This window comes from Bacillus sp. FSL R12-0074 (genome assembly GCF_038005725.1).
Classification (GTDB): domain Bacteria; phylum Bacillota; class Bacilli; order Bacillales; family Bacillaceae_G; genus Bacillus_A; species Bacillus_A mycoides.
The window spans coordinates 142271-161439 of the sequence record NZ_JBBOTR010000002.1 but is presented as its reverse complement, the minus strand read 5'-3'; the positions used below and the strand labels follow the sequence as shown (position 1 = coordinate 161439).

Here is a 19169-nt window from a genome sequence, read left to right as displayed (position 1 = left end):
ATAAAAAGAAACAATGTAGCTTACGTTACATTGTTCTTTGATGCCTCATGATCTAAACGTTTTTGTCTTGCATGACTAATTCGTTCTTCCACAGTTTTCTTTGCCATCTTCACACTTTCCATCTCCTGTTTATCAGTCGTAATAATGCTATCTACGCCCTCTAAAAAGAAATAACCGTTTAATAACTCAATTAAAACTTGTGTATTTCTATCCGCACTATTTGAACCAAGACGGATTTTTGTTAGTTCACTTTTCAACACATCGTGTAAGTTTTTTGATACCACTTCTGTTATATAATTTAATGACCATTCTGTGTTTTTTGCTGCTTCATGCTCCTTGCAAATTCTTCCCATTGCTTCCCCTGTATATCGAATTCCGTGTTCCTCCATGTAATCATTTATATAATCTTCTGTCTCTTGATCCATCGTTACCTGTCTTCTAATTGTACTCATTTAATAACCCCTCTCATTTTGGTATGCACTTTCTTTTTGCATACGCTCATAATACTTTTGGTTCTTCCAACTCTCATATTCACTTTTAAAAGCACGTTCCACTTTTCTCATAGAATACTGAATAGATACATTCTGTTGAAATTTTTGAAACGGCTTTGATTTTTTCATGTGATGGATTCTCTTTTGTTCTTTATCATATGCCTTCATTTCTTGTAAAAAGGCGTTACCCATTCTTTTATACAGGTCACTGATTTTATTCGTCTTGTAATTTTCATATTGCTTCTTATCATACTTTCCTTCCCCATATGCTTCTTTAAAAACTTGCACTTCTTTATCTAACTTTTGGAGAAACTGATCGTAATCCTTTTTATGATGATGTTGAATATATCTCCTGCTTAATTCATCAATTTCCGGCTTCAATGGCTGAATTGTATTGTAGCTATATTGCCACTGTCTTTTATCACTTGGTAACTGTTTATAGATTTGTAAAAACAATGGTTTCAAATGTTGATTGCGCCAATCAAAAACGGAATCTTCTTTTTTACTTCCCACCATGTTTTTTCGAATCAAATCATTAATTTGTTTTTGTTCCTGCTTACGATCTAACAAATTGTTTACGACTTTTCCTTTCATTGCATCCAATGTTTTTGGTTTTCTTTTGCCACGTTCTCTCGTTGGAAATGGTTCAACAGTTGCTACATGAATATGAATATTATCCGTATTAAAATGAATGGCTGCCGACCAGGTAGAACTTTTTTCTATCCCCTCTCTTTTTTGCATTTCCTTCATCGCAAGCCGTGTTACATCCATCAACTTTTTTTCATCCAACGTTTTCGTTTTCTCATCATAAATGCCTTGTTCCTCTAACCATGGATTATGAAAAGAAATGACATCTTGCCACATGATACTTCCATTCTCATGAGCGGTTTTAAACATTTCCTTTAAGGACTTTTTTTCACTTTCTTTTAAACGATTTGCGTGTTCTGTAAATAGTGCTGATGTCTTTTCTGAATTCCCCATATAGTCTTGATACGTTTCGAACATTTTCGGATTGAGCTTCACTTCACTTTGTGCTTCTTCCCGGTCTACATACTCAATATAGTTCTGAAATGCATCGGAACTCGGTAATACAAATTTTGTTTTTAAAACAACACCAGGTGTAACTGAAGATTGAACAGGGACTGCATTACTCATTTTCATCATCCTGCATCATGAGTTGTATAAACTCATTCATTTTTTTCATTTCGCTATAACAATCATTCATCATATGGATGTTCTTTTGGATGATATTTTCTAATTCCATTTCTCTTTTATTTTGTTGCTGAAAAAAAGCCAGCATTTCAATTTGGTCTTTCAAAAATTTCTGCCTGGATAATCCTTTCCTCTTTGCGATTTCATCTATTTTCTTTACGGCAATTGGATCTACTTCTCTAATTCTAATTTCCACTTTTCTCTCTCCTTTCTGCAATTGTGGGTAGAGATCAAAAAATAGTGAGAAGAGCATAAGGGGTTTTTGTTCCCACCTAAGGTGTGAAGCTAGGCGGAGCCTAGCGAAACGATGGGAACAAGAAAACCTCCAAGGTGAGTACTCACTGATGACACAAATCGAACTGATGAGTACTCACTGACGATACAAAAACCACCAAATGAGCACTCGGTGAGTACTCAAATTTCACTGGTGAGCACTCACTGACGACATGACTTTTTTCACTTTTTATTAATTCCTTGTGCTTTTTCTTCTAGCTTTTTGATCTTATCTCGTGCAATTTTTTGTTCCCCTTTAAACAATTCGACGTTCTTTTCTGATGACTTTATTTTAGATTCTAAGGATGCTATTTTAGATTGTGTTTCCGTTTTTTCCGCTTCAGTTTGGTACTTCATTTCATCTTTTAATTCTTTTACTTTTTCATAGACTGTCTTCGCATTTTCTTCTTCCAGTTTGATTGCTTTCCCATAATTTTTGATTTTTGTTTCGATATCTTTTTTGTCTCTTTCTATAAAATCTAGCTCATATGTTTTTTTATCTTCAGCTAATAATTCATCATTTGCTTTTATTTTTCTCTGATCGGTAAAAATCGTTTGAACGAGTTTATTCGGACTTTTTGTTGATGCATTCTCTTCTTCATATTCGTTAACATCTTGCGTGAATTTACGAATATCCATTTGTTCTTTTTCACCGTTTTCATTGTAAATATCGAAAGCTAATGCTCCCCAATTCGGAGATAACTCTGTTACTTCCACCACATAATTTCCGTTCTCTTCATACAACACTTTGACAGGTAATTGAACACCAGACTTTGCTTTTTCTTGTGCTTTAAACGTAAATCCTGTTTCCTCATACCCTTCTATTCGAAAGCGAATTTGTATAAAGTTTTTGTGTGGATTGTATTCCCTTTGTTCTACAATCAATTTCCCCATACCCGACAACTTAATTACTTTATTTGTCTCTGTATGGAATAGTTTTTCATCGTTTGGCATGTAAATTTTAGATGTCAAGAAAGCGAAAAAACCCAAAAATAGAAAGCTGATAATGGTTAAGTAGATCCACGACTTATTTTTTCTTAGATTGATTCTTTCACTCTTCTTACCAATTGCACCTATCACACTCTCACCCCACCTTTTTCGTTATAAAACTTTCATATTTAACTCTTCCACACTTGTAACTCGCCATGTTTCATTTTCTTTTTTCATGATGATTCGTAACACATTGTTTACTTTTTCTTCTCGGTTTTGCGTTGAATCTGTCGTGACATTTATAAATTCAGCTAACACATTTACTTCCTCTTTATCTGGTTCATTTTCTTGTAAATAAAACTTCATTTCTATTGGTTTCGTTTTATACGTATCTCCTAATTCGTATTTATCAGTTGGATAAAATTGTTGTAAAAGTTCTTCGCTCATAATGGATTTTGCCTTTTCTTTTCGCTCACTGTAGCCTTCTTTTTCTCGATGAAATGATAATTGTATAAACGTTTCGGCTGTCGATAAGTACGCCCTTCTTTGTTGTTCTTGTGCGGAAGGAAGCACCTTATCCAGTCGTTTTTTCAAGTCTTCATTTTGTTTTGTTAGTAATTCATTTGAAAGTTTTAACTGTTTTTCTTTGCCATCACTCATTGACTTTTTGCTCAAATAGATATTAAAAGCTGTCACACCTACAACTAAAATGACAAACACAATAAACAAAGATTTTCGTTTATCTTTCATTCTTTTAGTCTCCTATTCTTTCGGTTTTTAGAACCTTCTTACATGACCAGAAAAGACTTTTTGCCAATACGGATTATTTAAATCTTCAATGAAAACACCTTTATTAGTTTGGCATCCAATGAAAGTATTTTTATCAATTACAATGCCAACGTGTCCGTCATGTTTGTAGGTATCAAAGAAAATAACGTCACCTGGTTTCATATCGTTTGCTGATACTTTTGTACCGATTTTATTTAATGTTTCCGTACTTACAGCTCCTATCGGACTGGTATACATCCCTACTTGTTCGAATGCCCAGCGTACAAAACTTGAACAATCAAAAATTCCTCTTGCAATGTCATTTGTGTTACGTCCTCCACCAAATACATACGTAGAACGCCCTATCCATTGGCGACCTACATCGGCAACTTTTGAACCGCTACTGCCTCCACTTCCTGGATTTCCTCCTCCACCAGAAACGACAGAACCCGGCTGATAATATTTTAAAACTGCGTCAACGTACAAAATATCGCCGTAGCACGCTTGATATGGTACGGCTTCTGGTCTAAGGCAATGATACATACCAGTATTTTTTACTTTTTGATACTGTTGTTGTGAAAATTTAATTGCTAATTCTTTCGTATACTTACCACCATTTGCGCCAACAAAATCAAAAAATCCTGTTCCAAAATTGTAAGCTTGAAGTGCTGTTTTGATATGATCCATGTCACCAGGACTCGTTACACCAGCTCTTTCTATCGCATGTTTAAACTCCTGTACACCAGCCCAAATACTGTAATCTGGATCTGTAATACAGTTTGGTGATTTGCAATATTTCGTATTAAAAGCACCCTCCGATGATTGCATCGGATCGCTGCCACGCCCTCCACTTTCTTGCATCATTTGGGCAAGCATTAAAGCGACAAAGGGTTCCACGCCAAACTCTTTCGCATACTTACGAATCGTAGGTTCCCATTTCAAAACTTCGGGCGATACATTCATCACTTGCCCTTCACCTGTATACGTAATGTCACCCGTGTCTGTTCCTGTTCCACTATCACTTCCCATTGCTGCAATGAAAATACTAACGACTCCAAGTAAAAGAAAAGAAAAAAGACCCATCACAATTAACGCTAAAGTGATGAGCCATTTCTTTGGTATGATCTTTAAAACCAGATGCATGGTATTAAGCACCTCCCCCGAATAACATCAATTCTTCGTCTGTTACTTCTACATGAAAATGAATGTTTTTTACAGCCCCAATACTTAAAATGACATCCCCTGTTGGCAAATGTGGAATGGCTGCAATCTCACTTTCACTTAACTGTCCTGCAAATACTTTTCGTAACATATCTAAACTGTTATTATCTTGCTGCATGATAAATTTGTACTGTGTAAGTTCAAATAGCTTTTTAATTTCATCTATCATTTCTTGTGAAGATCCTTCTGGTACAAAATCTCGAATTGTATGGCTTGCATATAAAAGACCAGCAAAATATTTTCGGTCTTCTCGGCTAAATTTAATTAAAAATTGTAAAGCGTGAGCACTCTCTTTTCGTGTGTTGATAATATGATGTGCTTCGTCAATAATAATGAAATATCGAATGACATCTTCAAAAGCAATTTGTTTTTTGTTAAAGGCTCTTAATTGAGGAGCACCATTTGAAATCATTTCATCCCAAAGAAGATTTAACACATTAAAGATTTGCGCCTGAAACACTTCTGGTTTAGAACTGGATATATTCCGTAAGGAAAAAGATACAACTTGTTCTTTCTTGAAATCTTCAATTGTAGAATGTCCATCGAATAATTGCGCATACACTTCTACTAGGTTCATAAGATTTAATTCAATTAATTCTAAACGATGGATTCTACTGTCTCCTAAATTTTCATGGTGTTTTTTACTTTCTACATCTTGATATAACTCGTTACGAACAAAATTTAAAAAATCAGAGAAGATAGGGTATTCTTTCGGTTTTCTTGTTGTAATTTCATTTGTTACTCCCTTTTTATCATTCCATAATCCCATACGAATATATAATTTTCGAAGCAAATTTTCATACTCTTTAATTTCATCATCTTTTGCTTCTGGTGCAATAAAGCGATAAAAAGTTGTTACTTTGGATAAATGCTGAATGAAACTAACTTCCTCACTTTCTGCTGTCTTATACACTTGAAGTGGGTTAATTTGACCCTGTGATCCATCTAATGCAATTGTTTTTCCATTCAAGTCACGTACTGTTTCCTCAAATTCACCTACAATATCAAAAATACGGATAAAATGTCCCTTACTTGCATAATCCACGGCTTTCTTTTTTAGTAAGGTTGATTTTCCAGCACCAGGCTTTCCAACCATTACACCGTTATAACTCTTTCTTTGTTTGTCTTTATGAAAAATATCAAAAATAACATTTCCTTTTGTTTTCGTTGTCCCATAATACGTACCGTATGGATCGTTCAAATAAGAATAGTGAAATGGACATCCACCAGCCAAACTGACTGCCGGAATTTCTTTTCCTTTTCTTCGGTTCACATAATTTTTTTGTGTATCAAAGCTCGTCACGAGTGCATCCCATTCATACTCTTGTTCATTTAAAAAGACAGCTCCTCGAAAGTTATAAGACTCTAATGTTTCCATAATTTCTTTTACTTGTTTTTCTAACTCATCTAAAGTTCTAGCGGAAACATAGATACGGATATGAATACGTTTCATGACCTCACCTTGTTTCAAATCCGTATAGAGAGCTTCCAGCTCTAAAAATTCATTTTTTGCATCAATCCGATCTATATTATCCTTTGCTGTATCATGCCGAACACTTTGTTCACTCATGGATTTATTAATAGATTCAACAACTTCTTTTCGATCATCACTCATTACATCTAATGTTGTGATCACATTTGGCATATTCATAATTTGCTCTAACCAAAAATCATTTACTTCTGTTGGATAATCAAAAACATGGATACAAGTAGAAAACCCATCACCTGTTTGCACATAACTTTCTTTAAAACTTACGCCTCCTTGTGGCTGAACTCTAGCCACTAAATAAGGGTTGTAACCTTTCTTCTTTTTTAGTTCCTCTTGTTTTTCCTTTTTTGATTTTTTACTTTTGAACGCAAACATATTGTTTCCTCCTTACTACCATATATTTTTCGTTCCTAATTTTGCATTTTGATTAAACAATTTAAACATAAGCTCTAACTTTTTCTCTTCATCCACCTCTAATAGCTCGGTAGAGCGTTTGATATATCGCTTTGCTGCATCCACACGTTCTTTTACGATTAATTCCGTTTCTCCGTAAATAAATAAGAAGGCTTCCCGATTTGTTCTGCCCCATTCTAAAAACTGAAGTTCTTTTAACTTTTGATTTAAAATTCGTTCATACAAAGGACTGGTACATTCTTTAATTTTCTTCTCTATATAACGTTGTTGTTCGGTTGTTTGACATGGGAAGTTTAAAAAAACAAGTTTAATGGACTGTTTGTAGGCTTGATAAAAATAAGCATGTGAGAAAATGACAAATGCTTGTTCGTCGCTATTCTTTGAGAACATATCGTCACCTTCCACTTGAAGAATTTCTAAAAACTCCTCATTTTTCAGCTCAAATATGCCATCCTCCGTCATATCTACGATTTGCATAATTTCCGCAATACTTTTCTTTACCTTTGGTGGCGCTTCTTTCTTTTTTCTAGATAAAAAACCTAACAGTTTTGTATTTTTCTTTTTCGAAACATCTTTCTTTGGCTTTTCTTTCTTCTGTTTTTTTACTTTTGGTTCTACTTTTGGTTCTACTTTTGGTTCTACCTTTGGTTTTTCTTCTTTCTTTTTGTTGGGTACCACCTTCACAATTTCTTTTGGTTCAGAAAGTGATTCTTTTACATTTTTTTCATTAAATCGAAATGCTGTTTTCTTCGGCACTTCTAGTTGTTTTGGCTCTTCTTTCTCCACATCTTTTTCGCTGAATAACGCCATATGTGATCCCTCCCTTATTGATCGTTATCAATGGCGCAATATGCACCTTTCCTTCTTAACAGTGTAATAATCAACACTTCATACATTCGTTTTTGAGGATTCGTACTTGGTCGCCAAATCATAATAATTGCAATAGCTGCCATGAAAATAACAAATGGTAACTGAAAGGAATCATGTACGAAATTCCTAAGAATCATTGTTACAACTAATAAACCAATTAATAAAAAGAAATCTATTAAATAAAGCACTTTATTAATCCGTAATTCTGTACTGATTTCCTTCGGAATCCGATAGCTTCTCATCGGGATTCCCTCCTTTTCGACAATAAAAAATAAGCGCACGATTACGCTTATTTTTTATCCGTATTATTTTTATTTTTGTTCACGATATCTCTCCAACTTTTGCCTGTATTTTGCCCCATCTGATAAAAACGCTTTGTATTCTGTACCGTTTCAGAATTATGAATCTGTTCTTGCACTCCTCTTACCTTTTGTTTCACCGATGATGTAGTATTTTTAACTTTATCCGTTGTATATTGTCCTAATGTCCGTGTTTCTTGATTTCTACTTGCCGCCACTTCTTTATCACTTTCATAAGGAACAATCGGGCTACTATGTGTCACCGTTACGATGTCGGCTGATGCCGGGCTCCCTCCACTTGGCACTGATCTTGATGTTTCCACTGGTGCCGGGCTACTTCCACTTGGTACTGGTCTTGATGTTTCCACTGGTGCCGGGCTACTTCCACTTGGTACTGGTCTTGATGTTTCCACTGGTGCCGGGCTACTTCCACTTGGTACTGGTCTTGATGTTTCCATTGGTGCCGGGCTTCCTCCACTTGGTACTGGTCTTGATGTTTCCATTGGTGCCGGGCTACTTCCACTTGGTACTGGTCTTGATGTTTCCATTGGTGCCGGGCTACTTCCACTTGGTACTGGTCTTGATGTTTCCATTGGTGCCGGGCTACTTCCGCTTGGTACTGATCTTGGTGTTTCCATTGGTGCCGGGCTACTTCCACTTGGTACTGGTCTTGATGTTTCCATCGGTGCCGGGCTACTTTCACCTGGTATTGGTCTTGATGTTTGATTTCCTTCACTCACTCCTTGTCTTACTGTTCCTGGTGTTTGACTTCCTTCACTCGCTCCTTGTCTTACACCTTCTGGTGTTTGACCTCCTTCACTTGCTCCTTGTCTTACGCCTCCTGGTGTTTGACCTCCTTCACTTGTTCCTTGTCTTACTGTTCCTGGTGTTTGACTTCCTTCACTTGCTCCTTGTCTTACGCCTCCTGGTGTTTGACCTCCTTCACTTGCTCCTTGTCTTACGCCTTCTGGTGTTTGACCTCCTTCACTTGCTCCTTGTCTTACGCCTCCTGCCGTTGGACTTCCTTCACTCGCTCCATTTGATTTTCCGGCTTCTTTCATTTCATCTTGAAGACTTGTTGTTCCCGATTCTTGCCCATTTGCTACCCCAGGGTTTTCGTTCCCTTCTTTTTTCATATCTTCTTGAATAGATGGCGTACCACCATTCTTTTTATCTTCTTCCTTATTTAAGTTACCTTTTTCTTTTTCTTTTTTTGCTAAATCATTTCCATTTGCTTTCTTCTGATCCGCTTTTTTCATTTGATCTTGCAAGGACTCTTTATTTTCAGACTCATTCCCTTTTTTCAAGCCACTTATAAGACCAGTCATGCCACCTGTTGCCATCGCTGCCGCACTTGCTGTTTTAGCTGCTGCAACACCAGTTCCTTCCGCTGCACCTTTCGCCCCTTTTCCAATCATATTTCCGAGACCCTTCATTGGCTTTGAATTTGCAAGAGCGCCAATTCCTTTACCAAGTGCGAAACCACCTGCTAACATGCCCCAACTGCTCTTTAATCCAATATCTATTCCAAATAGCCTTTCTACGACTGCCGGGCCATCTAGAACTGCCATACTAAATGCGGCTAATGCAATCAGATACGGTACACCATTTAATTTGTCATGGAGAAACGCCGTCCCCATTATATATAGCTTCAAAGATAGGAATATCATAATCGTTGCTATAAATATATTGAGGATATTTGATAACACCGCTTTTAATTTTTGACCATTTGCAACATCGGCTGGTGCTAAGATGTTGGCTAACAAATAGTTAAATGCCAATTCATAAAATAATCTAGCTAATTTAATACTTACCAATAACAACGTTGCGCCAGTTATCAGTAAAGTAAAGAATATATTCCAGAAATTCCAATGCCAGCGATAATACTTTTCGGGAAAGAAATCAAACCATCCATCTTTTAATTCTGTTAAAGATGCGACTCCCATCCCATCCATTACCCTTTTATTTTTGAGGATATCTTGCCCACCTTCAGATAACTCCTTATCCTTTGCAAACTCAAAATCCGAATCTATTTTTTCTGTAATGTCTATCTGTCTAATATTTTTTTCTGGAATATGATTTTTCGGATTCATATCTTCTTTCTTTTTCCATCCATTTTGATCTATTACTGCAATATCCGTTATGTTCTTCTTAATAATTTCATCACTTAAAGAACCTTTTTGTTCAGATTTTACAACTGCTATGGCATCATCGGTGAACTTATCAACCTTTGTCATACCAGTACTTAATAAACAAAGTACACTCAGTGTTACGAAAATATTAATGATAATTTGAGAACGGTTCATTTGTTTGTTCATAATGAACATGTAGCCAATATATAAAAACGATATGGCTAAAAGAACGACAAACAATGGATATAACATATCAACAAAATTTTGTATTTCCGGTGAATTAAAGAATCCTTTAATCCCCAGTATGGCATCTGTCACACCTTCTAAAGCATCTACAACTAAAGATAAGCCTACAATTAGGAACCATCCTAGCCAACGCAATACATAATTCACGATGTCTCCTACTTGAAGATAATCCGAGAACGTTTCTAAAACCTTTAAAATCTCTTCATCTTTCACTATTTATCCTCCTCTCATGCTTACTACTGCCCTAATACTTCTTTTGCTGTCCAATTCACTCTTTCATTCAGTCTGTCAATACGAATAATCAATTTTCCTTTTTGTTCTCGATCTACTGAAAGAAAAAGAACCGCATCTTCCAGACCCAGAATGACCTCATTTTCTTCTGTTACAAACGGCGAGTAACTATCTAAAATCAATTGCATTTTATCTGTTATTGTCGGCATCTCCATTCTCGCTTCCTCCTTTATTTCTGGATTCAAAAAGGCACTCAATTATTTGAGTGCCTTTCTAACTCGTTACGTGTTCCTTTTCCTCTAAATCACGTAAAATTCGATTAATCTTATTTTCAACTGCTTGATATACACCTTTGTCGATATGGTCATTGTGAGCCAACATTTGAAATTCACTGTAAAACTCGCCCATTTCCTGATTTTCAACCTCATCTATTCCCTTACCTAACTGTGCTATAAAGAAATTATCAACCAGTTTCAAAACCGCTAAATCAGATTCAAAAAATTCATTAACCGTTTTTTCCTTCCAATTTTCTATGGAGAGGGAATTAAACGGGCTATCTTCCGGCTGAAACGCCTCTTCCGGTATATCTTCATCAATTCCCATCATTGTTGGCTCTTCTACTGGCTGCGGTGTCTCTACTGGTGGCAACTCTTCCTGTTCTGGCTCTGATGGTTCTTTCTTAATTTGTTCTTCCTTTCTTTCTCCTAGAAAATCTACAATCAGTTTTTTCGGTTCTACATCATCATGTAAGGAGTGGATATCTATATCTAAAATAGATTTATCTGTATCGAACTCTACCCCTAAGTACTCCCATCTATATTTTAAAGCTGTTTCTCCTGTATTATAAATTGGTCGTGGTCTGATGCGCTTTCGATTATTATCTTGACGTTTTATGACACGAATAACAGCACTTTCTCCTTCTTTAAAATTCATCAGTTCATTTGATGTTAACAGTGGTCGTTGATCTAGACCTTCCGTTTTATTTTTATCAGTAGAAAGACCTTTTCCACTTCGGGAAGGTAGGTTAATCGTCTGATTCCCTAGTTTTTTGGAAACCTTTTCGGCGGTTTCTTGATCGTTAGTTAGAATGTAGATCGTATTCCCACAGTTTCCATCAATCGTATCTGCATCCTCACCATACTTATTTTTCAATTGTGCATATGCCTGGATCACAAGGTTAAAGCGAACATTTCTACCGAGACAAACTGTTATAATATTCGCCATTCCTTCAATACTCGGCATATTTCCATACTCGTCGAGGCAAAAAACTACCTCACGGTGACATTTCCCTCCACGAGCAAGGGATGCACCTTTAGCCAATATAAAATAAAGCTGCCTTACAAAAATAGAAGCAATCACATGATTCGAAGAATCAAAGTCTGGTGTAATCATAAAAATAGCGACTGGTTTATCGAAATAATCCACTTTTGTTACTTGCACATCTTCATTTTCTTCTACTACATTAAATTCTGTATGACCCGTTTTTTCATCTATTTTTGTAATAGAAATAGATGCTTTGGTTTGAGGATTTTCATTTTCATTACATTGAATGGTATCTCCAACTTTTATTACTTGTTTGAAATCTAATACAAAATGTCCTGTAATATCTGCCTTGATAGACTCCTTTGAGCCATCGGGAAATACAATTTCTACTCGTTTTCTAGGTGTCACTTTTCCTTTTATTGTTTTTCCAAAACCGACACGTTTTAAATCCACACTATTTTTCGCTGTCATTTTAGCGATTTCATCAAATGTAAAAATAGAAAGTCCGTTCATTGTTTGGGTGAAAATCCCGCCTCGTGTCGTTCCTTTCGAGAAGTTTGAGGTTGCATATTGCATTTTCGCAACACTTTCCGCTGGTAAGCCTTCAAAGTATAAATCTAATGCATTTTGTGGATCAGCTTCCGGATCTACGATTACCTCTTTTGAACCAAGTTCTGATAACATATTTGCAACTGCATACATCGTGATTTTTTCTTCTGTACCTTCCGCAATGCATTTATCTGTAACTGCTAATATCATGGCATTACACAAGCTCATAGCGCACTGTTGCCAAAAAGGATCTTTTACATTTGGGTTGTAATACAAGGTGTGTGAGAGTGTCTTACATAATGCCTGTGCCGTTGAATAATCTCCATCTTTATAGGCATCTTTGACAAGCTGTAACAAGTTATAGCTCATAGAATCAAGTGGAGTTAACAAGTTCAAAACTTCAATGTGATACCCTCGCTCTTCCAGTGTTTCTTTCGATGCACTGAAGAGCTCACCTTTTGGATCATTAAAAATTAGGGATGGTTTATGTTCCGCTCTAGAATAGACATCAATTGTAGGAAATACAAAGGTTTCCCCTTTACCAGAGCGTGTTGTACCAATGATTAAATTATTTACCGGACTATCATCAATAAATACCTTGTCACCTAATCGAGAGATAACAACACCACCGCCACCTTTAAATGATTCCTCTCGATCTGGTACAGCTCGGTATTGCTTTTTCAACTCTTCAACTGTTGTAAAACGACTAGATCCTTTCTGATGATTATTTAAGTTTTTAAAGGAAGATTTCAGCTTATACACCGTTCTTGCAATGGTTCCAATTACTACAAGGAAAACAAGCATGTAGTAAATCGGATGTTCTGCAATCGGCATTTGAAAAAGAAATCCTATCTCCATATGAAATGGTTTGGGGTGTAATAAATCACTAAATGTTGTTTCTATCAGCTCTAAAGATAAATTGAGTAAAAAATTTGCGAGTAAAAACATTCCAACAAACAAAAAAGTACTCAATGGAATGAGTACTTTTTTTTCAGCTAATTTATATTTGATTGATATCTTTTCACTATACATATCAAAGCATCACCTCTGTTCAATCTAGCTTCAAATTAAAAAGGTACTCTTTTTATGAGTACCTTTTTGATAATATCAGTTAATTTTTTCTTTATTTACTCGCTACCATCTTTTCATTTTGTTTCAGAACTGGCTTTTCTTGATTCGTTGTTTTCTCTGGTTCTGTTGGCTTCTCTGGATCTGTTGGTTTTTCCGGTTCTGTTGGCTTCTCTGGATCTGTTGGTTTTTCCGGTTCTGTTGGCTTCTCTGGATTTGTTGGTTTTTCCGGTTCTGTTGGCTTCTCTGGATCTGTTGGTTTCTCTGGATCTGTTGGCTTTTCTGGATCTGTTGGTTTCTCTGGATCTGTTGGCTTTTCTGGATCTGTTGGCTTTTCTGGATCTGTTGGTTTCTCTGGATCTGTTGGTTTCTCTGGATCTGTTGGTTTCTCTGGATCTGTTGGTTTCTCTGGATCTGTTGGTTTCTCTGGATCTGTTGGTTTCTCTGGATCTGTTGGTTTCTCTGGATCTGTTGGTTTTTCTGGATCTGTTGGCTTTTCTGGATCTGTTGGTTTACCTGGATCTGTTGGTTTTTCCGGTTCTGTCGGTTTCTCTGGATTTGTTGGTTTTTCCGGTTCTGTCGGTTTCTCTGGTTTTGTTGGTTTTTCCGGCTCTGTCGGTTTCTCTGGATTTGTTGGTTTTTCCGGCTCTGTCGGTTTCTCTGGATTTGTTGGTTTTTCCGGCTCTGTTGGTTTTTCCGGCTCTATTGGTGGCTCTATCGGTGGTTTTGGTTTTTCTGTCCCTGTATTTTCCGTATTACCATTCTCACCCTCCGTTATAATTGGTGGGTTCACAATTGCCTCTGGTTTCTTCTCTGGCGGAAGAGTATCGCCTATACTCGCTACTGTAGAATCAATATTTTGATCGCCGAATGCAAAGTGATCTCCATTCACGGTGACTTGTGGCTTATTATCTGTAATAGCTGCAATCACATTATCTTTTGTTGTATCTTGAAGTGTTTTATCTGTTGTTTCTTTATCAAAGAGTGCTAGAACACGAGAAGTGGTTTCATCCCCATTTTGAAGATTACTTACAATAGATTTTTCTTTAAAATTAATTTTTGATTTATCCAGTTCTTCGATTACATAAGCAACTTCATTATCCTTACTTTGAATTGCGTTTTCTGTAATTGCTTCAAAATCATGTTTGTTCAGATCTTCTTTCTTTTCATCCGGCTTATTCTTATCTACCTTTTTTGTAATAGCTGTTTTACTTTTTGATGATTCCTTACTTCCAAACCAACTGCACCCTGTCGTACTCAATATCAACGAACCACCAAGAAAAACTATTCCCATTTTTTTGTACAGATTCTCATAATTTAAAGGCATGTTATTCTCTCCCCCTTAGATGTTCTGTAGATCTTTATCAATTTTTTCAATCTTAGCTTTCTTTTCTTCTTCACTTATCGTAGATTGTTGAATATCTCGTTTCTCTAATTCTTTGACCTCTTTCATTACGTTTTTATTTCCTTGCGTTTTGGCAAAAGAATAACAATCTTCATATTTTTTTAGATTTACAAAAGCTTCAACAATGAGTTTTTCACGTCTACCGTCCATATTGACTTTCCCCTTAAGCTTGATTACCTCCTTATATTTCTTATTAAGTGCTGCTTTTTCAAATTCGATTACATCATTTTTGACATCAATTTCATTGATTTTATTCATGTTGTCTATCCCAATAAAATAAGCAACCACACTTTCTGCAAATTTCGGCTCATATTGTAATGCCTTATTTGCCTTTCCATTTAATAAATAAGTAAATAGAACTGCCTTCTGACTATCTTTATCTAATTCTGTGTAATTGACCTTATCGAAGTATTTAACGGCTTCTCCATACTGTTGAATGGCTGCCTGTTGTAATCCTTTTACTACATATTGTTCAGAGCCAGCATTTGCACTTGAAACTGGTTCGGAAGAGAATAACTTAAAGGCAAATATGGCACCAGCTCCAATTAACACCACACTCCCTATGACACTCGCAATAATCTTGAATCCTTTTCTATTTTCCTTTCCAGGCTTTATTTGTGTTTTTACTTCATCCGATGGACTATTAGGGGGTTCTTCCTTCCTTTCTGATGATTCTTCTTGATATTCATATTCTTCATGAAAAGGAGAATCATTGATTTCTCTTTCTAATGTTTCTAACAGCTCCTTCTTTTGTTCCTCTTGTTCCGGATCTAATTGCATCACATTCATTTTTTTAGAAATGTGATCAAAAATATGATCTGCATATCTCGAACCAAGTGATAACGTACCGTTATAAATTTCATTGGAATGATCATCTAACAAATCGAAATCAATATGTTCTTGCCGCCCTGCCTCTCTATAAACTCGTTCTAATCGTTTCGTTAAGATATAAGCTTCATGAAACGAATATTGCTTACCCGACTCAATTTCTGTTCCATTGCTACTCTTAAAAATGACAAACATGGCTTCTCCTTTCTCACATTTACTTTAAATTCCATGAAAAAAGGCAACAAAAAAAGCCATACCCTTTGCATAGCTCCCTCATTGCCTTATTTATATTTGTTCACTATTTCATCCAAAGAAACGGGAATAAGATTTGACCAAATTTTACATTGCTATTTACGCTCTCTGCTAAGTATTGGCATCCCATTACGATAACAAGTCCGGCTGCCCCACCAAGGAACCACCAAATACATTTATGTCTTCCTCGTTCACCACCCCAAATTAATAGATAAGCGCCCCAGCAAAATACAATCGCTGTACTAACCATTGCCCCTCTTTGCATCCATGCAATAAATGAATTACCTGTATTAATTAGACCGTCCATCGCATCACCTAACACTAACATTTGAGCTACTGTTTCCAACATTGACATATACATTCACTCCCTTTTCATTTTTAGATGCTTATACGTTACTAAGCTGACTTGACTCATTCGGCTTGCTGTCTTCTTTTACTGCTGTTGATGTTGCTTTATAAGCTTGTAAAGCTTTCATTACTAAATCTTGATTTTCTTCAATGTATTTCTGATGATGTAAATGAAGCCAATGGTTATAATCCTGACCATTGGCTCTTAATAGGTTTGCTACCATTTCTTTTTCCTTTTTTAATTCCTTCTGTGTAATCGTCACTGTATCACCACCCTTCAATGATTATGTGATTACTTCTGATATTGTTCTTTGCAATTTTGAATAAAGAATCCCACTTCTTTTTCAAATTCAGATGGTTTAATTTTTTCAAACTTAATTGCTTTCTTCAACTCTCCTTTTTCATAGTAGGCAAGGGTATCACGTTTTTGTGACAAACCAAAGTCGTGCTGATTACTTGTTCTTGGTACATCTTCTCTACCTCCAAATAATTCTTTCACCTGGACGTTGTTTTGTTTTGCTAATTTTCCAACATTAAAGAGGATATCTTCTCTTGTTTTTTTATCATTATTCAACATAACAAAACCAGTGCCATCCTCACTCATGAACTTCTTCATTTCTAACGGACTAAGTTCCATTACTTCCCCTTTTCCCGAACTAAAGACAAATGTTGAACCAATACCAATTGCAATTAACAGTCCAACAACAGCGGAAATGATCCACCCTTTACGACTCATACATGTTCCTCCCTATGTCATATTTTTATAAGCGATTTTGAAGTGTGATGAGACACGTTTAAACTTCAACATCTGTCTTTATTTTATAACATTTAAAGGAAAGTGGGATAGAAAATGGAAATATCATTTATGGCTGGAATGACGAACCCTGTATTGGTATGCGTATAGAAACTAACCCCGACCTAGCTTCTATATGCCCAATACCGCACTACGTATTTTGGCATGAACGTAGAACCTTATGTATCTACTGTTTGTATGGTTTATCGCTTCTTTAGAATGTCAAAATGGGATATTCCTCACGATCACTAGCGCAAACAGATTTTTGATACAATGCATTTCCAATGGTCACAGATATGAGTTTTACGTACGCACTCTTCTAACGATAATCGTATACCTAACCCCTCTAGTGACCGTTTCAAGGGAGGCACGCATATATATTGAAAGCTGTATATCATCCTTCTACATCATTACTGAAAGGAAGATATACGCAATATATATCTAAATTGTCAAAGAGCAAATTACTTTGTGCTATGTTCTCAGCACACTTCAAAATCGCTTTTTTTATTTACACTTTTGTTTGACAGCTACTAGTTCCGCTTGTTTATGTTTCCGTTTGGCAATTAAATTTTGATGTTCATCCCTCACCGAACGAACTTGATAATAAATTTGAGCTACATTTTCAATGCTTCCTGTGCTATTTTCAATTGCAATGGTTCCTTTCAATTCGTATGTTTTTCCATCAAAAGTTTTGACACTATGAGCTTGTGATGCGGCAATATCATAGAATGTGAGCCTTTGTTCTTTTCCCATATGAACGCCTCCTATTTTTGATAAAGAAGGGAGAAAAGCGCTTCTCCCTTGTATAGTTTTCTAGCCATCTAGATAGGATGAAATAGTGAACGAGTGCTTCATATCATGCTAGGATTGTTGTGTTGTACGAAGTGATAATGCGTTGTGCTGCCTCTTTTCCGTATATGTGCTGTAATGCGGATTGAGATTCAACTACGATTGAATGCTGAATGTGGTATGTTGCGCTTTCTTTTAAAAACTGCTCCATATGAGGGATCGGGTACAAATCATATTGATGAAATACCAGGTGAATTGGTCTTATATTCTTGAATTCTGTTAGATACAGAAGAAAACTTGATAATGCTTCTCCTCTATCTTGATACGTACTTGTTTCCGTTTCTACACTGATATACACAACCGCTTTTTGCTTTATATCCATTTGAAGCGTTTCATAACCAGTCAGTAAATCATGTTTGAGTATGTGATACCCTTGTTCTCGTTTTTCATGATGTGTATCTTCATAAAAGTTGCCTTTCGGATCAAAAATGAAAATAAAATCATCTGTTGTTTCTTTCACACCTTCTATGACTGATTTGTACGCCCCAAAACGAGCTTTTATCACACCTGCAACCTTTTCCCCTTCATTCAGTTCTTTCAACGCTCTAATCACCTTTGTATACTTCTTAGCTACGCCTAACATGCGTTGCACTCCTTCCTATTTCATTTCCCTCTTATAACTACTACTGAAACCAAAAATACTCTTTTTGTTCCCCTTGCTTTTCACGTTGATGTTTTTCAAGAATGTATAGCAATGTGATAGTTATCGCATCCCTTGTTTCTTTTGAATAAAGACCTAGCTCATGGAAGATATGATAAGCTGGATGCTCATTCTCAAGCGAATTTACTACCTCTACCAAGTTTGCTTCACTCTCATACATTTTTTCCGTGAACTCAATAACTTTTTTCACATCTAGGTAATATAGGTTTTTATGCCGTTGATCCAGATACAAAATACTTCCTGCCAATAATTTTCTAGCGGATTCTATCCAATAATCATGTTGCTTTAATGGTTTCATTACAGTTTGAGCGATTGAAATTGCTTGCATCAATTCTTCAGGTAACCAAGCACTCTTGCGCCGCATAACGCCTTCCCCAGGTTTCCCTAAATTTTTCATTTTACCGACGTAGATTTCTGACATCTCATATCATCTCCCTCTCGGTTTCTTATATCTTGCTCCCTATCCAAAAAACAACTGTCCAAATGGGCATTACGAGTATACATGCATTCCGACATCCAATAGCAAAGCCTAACGAATTTTCATCTACTTCACTAAAATGAGCTTCATACTCTTTCA

At 36.2% G+C, this 19169-nt stretch carries 20 protein-coding genes; all 20 read right to left on the bottom strand.

Annotated elements, in window-relative coordinates; all coding sequences use genetic code 11:
- Positions 1-20: 20 nt before the first annotated feature.
- The 20 genes from NSS97_RS28615 to NSS97_RS28520 all read right to left on the bottom strand — a co-directional run bounded on the left by NSS97_RS28615 (position 21) and on the right by NSS97_RS28520 (position 19013).
- A complete protein-coding gene (locus NSS97_RS28615; protein WP_282915238.1) occupies positions 21-452 on the bottom strand; it encodes a hypothetical protein in 432 nt (143 codons plus the stop codon).
- Positions 453-1646: a MobP2 family relaxase gene (mobP2, locus tag NSS97_RS28610; protein ID WP_341114932.1), complete on the bottom strand. Its 1194-nt coding sequence runs from the start codon at positions 1644-1646 to the stop codon at positions 453-455.
- The gene (locus tag NSS97_RS28605; protein ID WP_016102512.1) at positions 1639-1899 is read right to left on the bottom strand and encodes a hypothetical protein; all 261 of its coding nucleotides are present in this window, start codon (positions 1897-1899) and stop codon (positions 1639-1641) included. The genes mobP2 and NSS97_RS28605 overlap by 8 nt, the downstream gene beginning before the upstream one ends.
- 260 nt (positions 1900-2159) lie before the next feature.
- Entirely contained in the window at positions 2160-3056 is an 897-nt protein-coding gene (locus tag NSS97_RS28600) for a hypothetical protein (protein WP_088265973.1), read from the bottom strand.
- Positions 3057-3077: 21 nt separating this feature from the next.
- A complete protein-coding gene (locus tag NSS97_RS28595) occupies positions 3078-3656 on the bottom strand; it encodes a hypothetical protein (protein ID WP_017674551.1) in 579 nt (192 codons plus the stop codon).
- Between the two features lie 27 nt (positions 3657-3683).
- Complete coding sequence (locus NSS97_RS28590) at positions 3684-4817, bottom strand: bifunctional lytic transglycosylase/C40 family peptidase (RefSeq protein ID WP_105590259.1); 1134 nt, start codon at positions 4815-4817, stop codon at positions 3684-3686.
- Between the two features lie 4 nt (positions 4818-4821).
- Positions 4822-6759: a VirB4 family type IV secretion system protein gene (locus NSS97_RS28585; RefSeq protein WP_199627341.1), complete on the bottom strand. Its 1938-nt coding sequence runs from the start codon at positions 6757-6759 to the stop codon at positions 4822-4824.
- Positions 6760-6774: 15 nt separating this feature from the next.
- Complete coding sequence (locus tag NSS97_RS28580) at positions 6775-7608, bottom strand: hypothetical protein (protein ID WP_088031961.1); 834 nt, start codon at positions 7606-7608, stop codon at positions 6775-6777.
- Positions 7609-7622: 14 nt separating this feature from the next.
- Positions 7623-7910 (bottom strand): DUF5592 family protein, encoded by a 288-nt coding sequence (locus NSS97_RS28575; RefSeq protein ID WP_002130425.1) that lies wholly within the window; start codon positions 7908-7910, stop codon positions 7623-7625.
- Between the two features lie 47 nt (positions 7911-7957).
- Positions 7958-10558: a pLS20_p028 family conjugation system transmembrane protein gene (locus NSS97_RS28570; protein WP_341114925.1), complete on the bottom strand. Its 2601-nt coding sequence runs from the start codon at positions 10556-10558 to the stop codon at positions 7958-7960.
- Positions 10559-10581: 23 nt separating this feature from the next.
- A complete protein-coding gene (locus NSS97_RS28565) occupies positions 10582-10791 on the bottom strand; it encodes a hypothetical protein (RefSeq protein WP_002187856.1) in 210 nt (69 codons plus the stop codon).
- 58 nt (positions 10792-10849) lie between these two features.
- Positions 10850-13420 (bottom strand): VirD4-like conjugal transfer protein, CD1115 family, encoded by a 2571-nt coding sequence (locus tag NSS97_RS28560; RefSeq protein ID WP_341114923.1) that lies wholly within the window; start codon positions 13418-13420, stop codon positions 10850-10852.
- Between the two features lie 91 nt (positions 13421-13511).
- On the bottom strand, positions 13512-14783 hold the full coding sequence (locus NSS97_RS28555) for a hypothetical protein (RefSeq protein WP_341114921.1): 1272 nt from the start codon (positions 14781-14783) through the stop codon (positions 13512-13514).
- Between the two features lie 15 nt (positions 14784-14798).
- Entirely contained in the window at positions 14799-15884 is a 1086-nt protein-coding gene (locus tag NSS97_RS28550) for a hypothetical protein (RefSeq protein WP_341114919.1), read from the bottom strand.
- A gap of 103 nt (positions 15885-15987) precedes the next feature.
- Positions 15988-16296, bottom strand: a complete 309-nt coding sequence (locus NSS97_RS28545; protein ID WP_098769634.1) for a hypothetical protein — start codon at positions 16294-16296, stop codon at positions 15988-15990.
- Positions 16297-16327: 31 nt separating this feature from the next.
- On the bottom strand, positions 16328-16552 hold the full coding sequence (locus NSS97_RS28540) for a hypothetical protein (RefSeq protein ID WP_341114917.1): 225 nt from the start codon (positions 16550-16552) through the stop codon (positions 16328-16330).
- A 29-nt stretch (positions 16553-16581) separates the two neighbouring features.
- Positions 16582-17025 carry a hypothetical protein gene (locus tag NSS97_RS28535; protein ID WP_000087507.1) on the bottom strand — a complete coding sequence of 148 codons (444 nt, stop codon included), beginning with the start codon at positions 17023-17025 and terminating at the stop codon, positions 16582-16584.
- 561 nt (positions 17026-17586) lie between these two features.
- Positions 17587-17835: a hypothetical protein gene (locus tag NSS97_RS28530; RefSeq protein WP_033728777.1), complete on the bottom strand. Its 249-nt coding sequence runs from the start codon at positions 17833-17835 to the stop codon at positions 17587-17589.
- A gap of 103 nt (positions 17836-17938) precedes the next feature.
- Positions 17939-18514, bottom strand: a complete 576-nt coding sequence (locus NSS97_RS28525; protein ID WP_341114914.1) for a hypothetical protein — start codon at positions 18512-18514, stop codon at positions 17939-17941.
- Positions 18515-18554: 40 nt separating this feature from the next.
- On the bottom strand, positions 18555-19013 hold the full coding sequence (locus tag NSS97_RS28520) for a TRAG family protein (RefSeq protein WP_090835455.1): 459 nt from the start codon (positions 19011-19013) through the stop codon (positions 18555-18557).
- Between the last annotated feature and the right edge of the window lie 156 nt (positions 19014-19169).

Bases quoted from the DNA above. Each gene is read 5' to 3' on its own strand.
- NSS97_RS28615 (WP_282915238.1), bottom strand. From the start codon at position 452: ATGAGTACAATTAGAAGACAGGTAACGATGGATCAAGAGACAGAAGAT.
- mobP2 (WP_341114932.1), bottom strand. From the start codon at position 1,646: ATGAGTAATGCAGTCCCTGTTCAATCTTCAGTTACACCTGGTGTTGTT.
- NSS97_RS28595 (WP_017674551.1), bottom strand. From the start codon at position 3,656: ATGAAAGATAAACGAAAATCTTTGTTTATTGTGTTTGTCATTTTAGTT.
- NSS97_RS28590 (WP_105590259.1), bottom strand. From the start codon at position 4,817: ATGCATCTGGTTTTAAAGATCATACCAAAGAAATGGCTCATCACTTTA.
- NSS97_RS28585 (WP_199627341.1), bottom strand. From the start codon at position 6,759: ATGTTTGCGTTCAAAAGTAAAAAATCAAAAAAGGAAAAACAAGAGGAA.
- NSS97_RS28580 (WP_088031961.1), bottom strand. From the start codon at position 7,608: ATGGCGTTATTCAGCGAAAAAGATGTGGAGAAAGAAGAGCCAAAACAA.
- NSS97_RS28575 (WP_002130425.1), bottom strand. From the start codon at position 7,910: ATGAGAAGCTATCGGATTCCGAAGGAAATCAGTACAGAATTACGGATT.
- NSS97_RS28565 (WP_002187856.1), bottom strand. From the start codon at position 10,791: ATGGAGATGCCGACAATAACAGATAAAATGCAATTGATTTTAGATAGT.
- NSS97_RS28560 (WP_341114923.1), bottom strand. From the start codon at position 13,420: ATGTATAGTGAAAAGATATCAATCAAATATAAATTAGCTGAAAAAAAA.
- NSS97_RS28555 (WP_341114921.1), bottom strand. From the start codon at position 14,783: ATGCCTTTAAATTATGAGAATCTGTACAAAAAAATGGGAATAGTTTTT.
- NSS97_RS28550 (WP_341114919.1), bottom strand. From the start codon at position 15,884: ATGTTTGTCATTTTTAAGAGTAGCAATGGAACAGAAATTGAGTCGGGT.
- NSS97_RS28545 (WP_098769634.1), bottom strand. From the start codon at position 16,296: ATGTCAATGTTGGAAACAGTAGCTCAAATGTTAGTGTTAGGTGATGCG.
- NSS97_RS28535 (WP_000087507.1), bottom strand. From the start codon at position 17,025: ATGAGTCGTAAAGGGTGGATCATTTCCGCTGTTGTTGGACTGTTAATT.
- NSS97_RS28530 (WP_033728777.1), bottom strand. From the start codon at position 17,835: ATGGGAAAAGAACAAAGGCTCACATTCTATGATATTGCCGCATCACAA.
- NSS97_RS28525 (WP_341114914.1), bottom strand. From the start codon at position 18,514: ATGTTAGGCGTAGCTAAGAAGTATACAAAGGTGATTAGAGCGTTGAAA.
- NSS97_RS28520 (WP_090835455.1), bottom strand. From the start codon at position 19,013: ATGTCAGAAATCTACGTCGGTAAAATGAAAAATTTAGGGAAACCTGGG.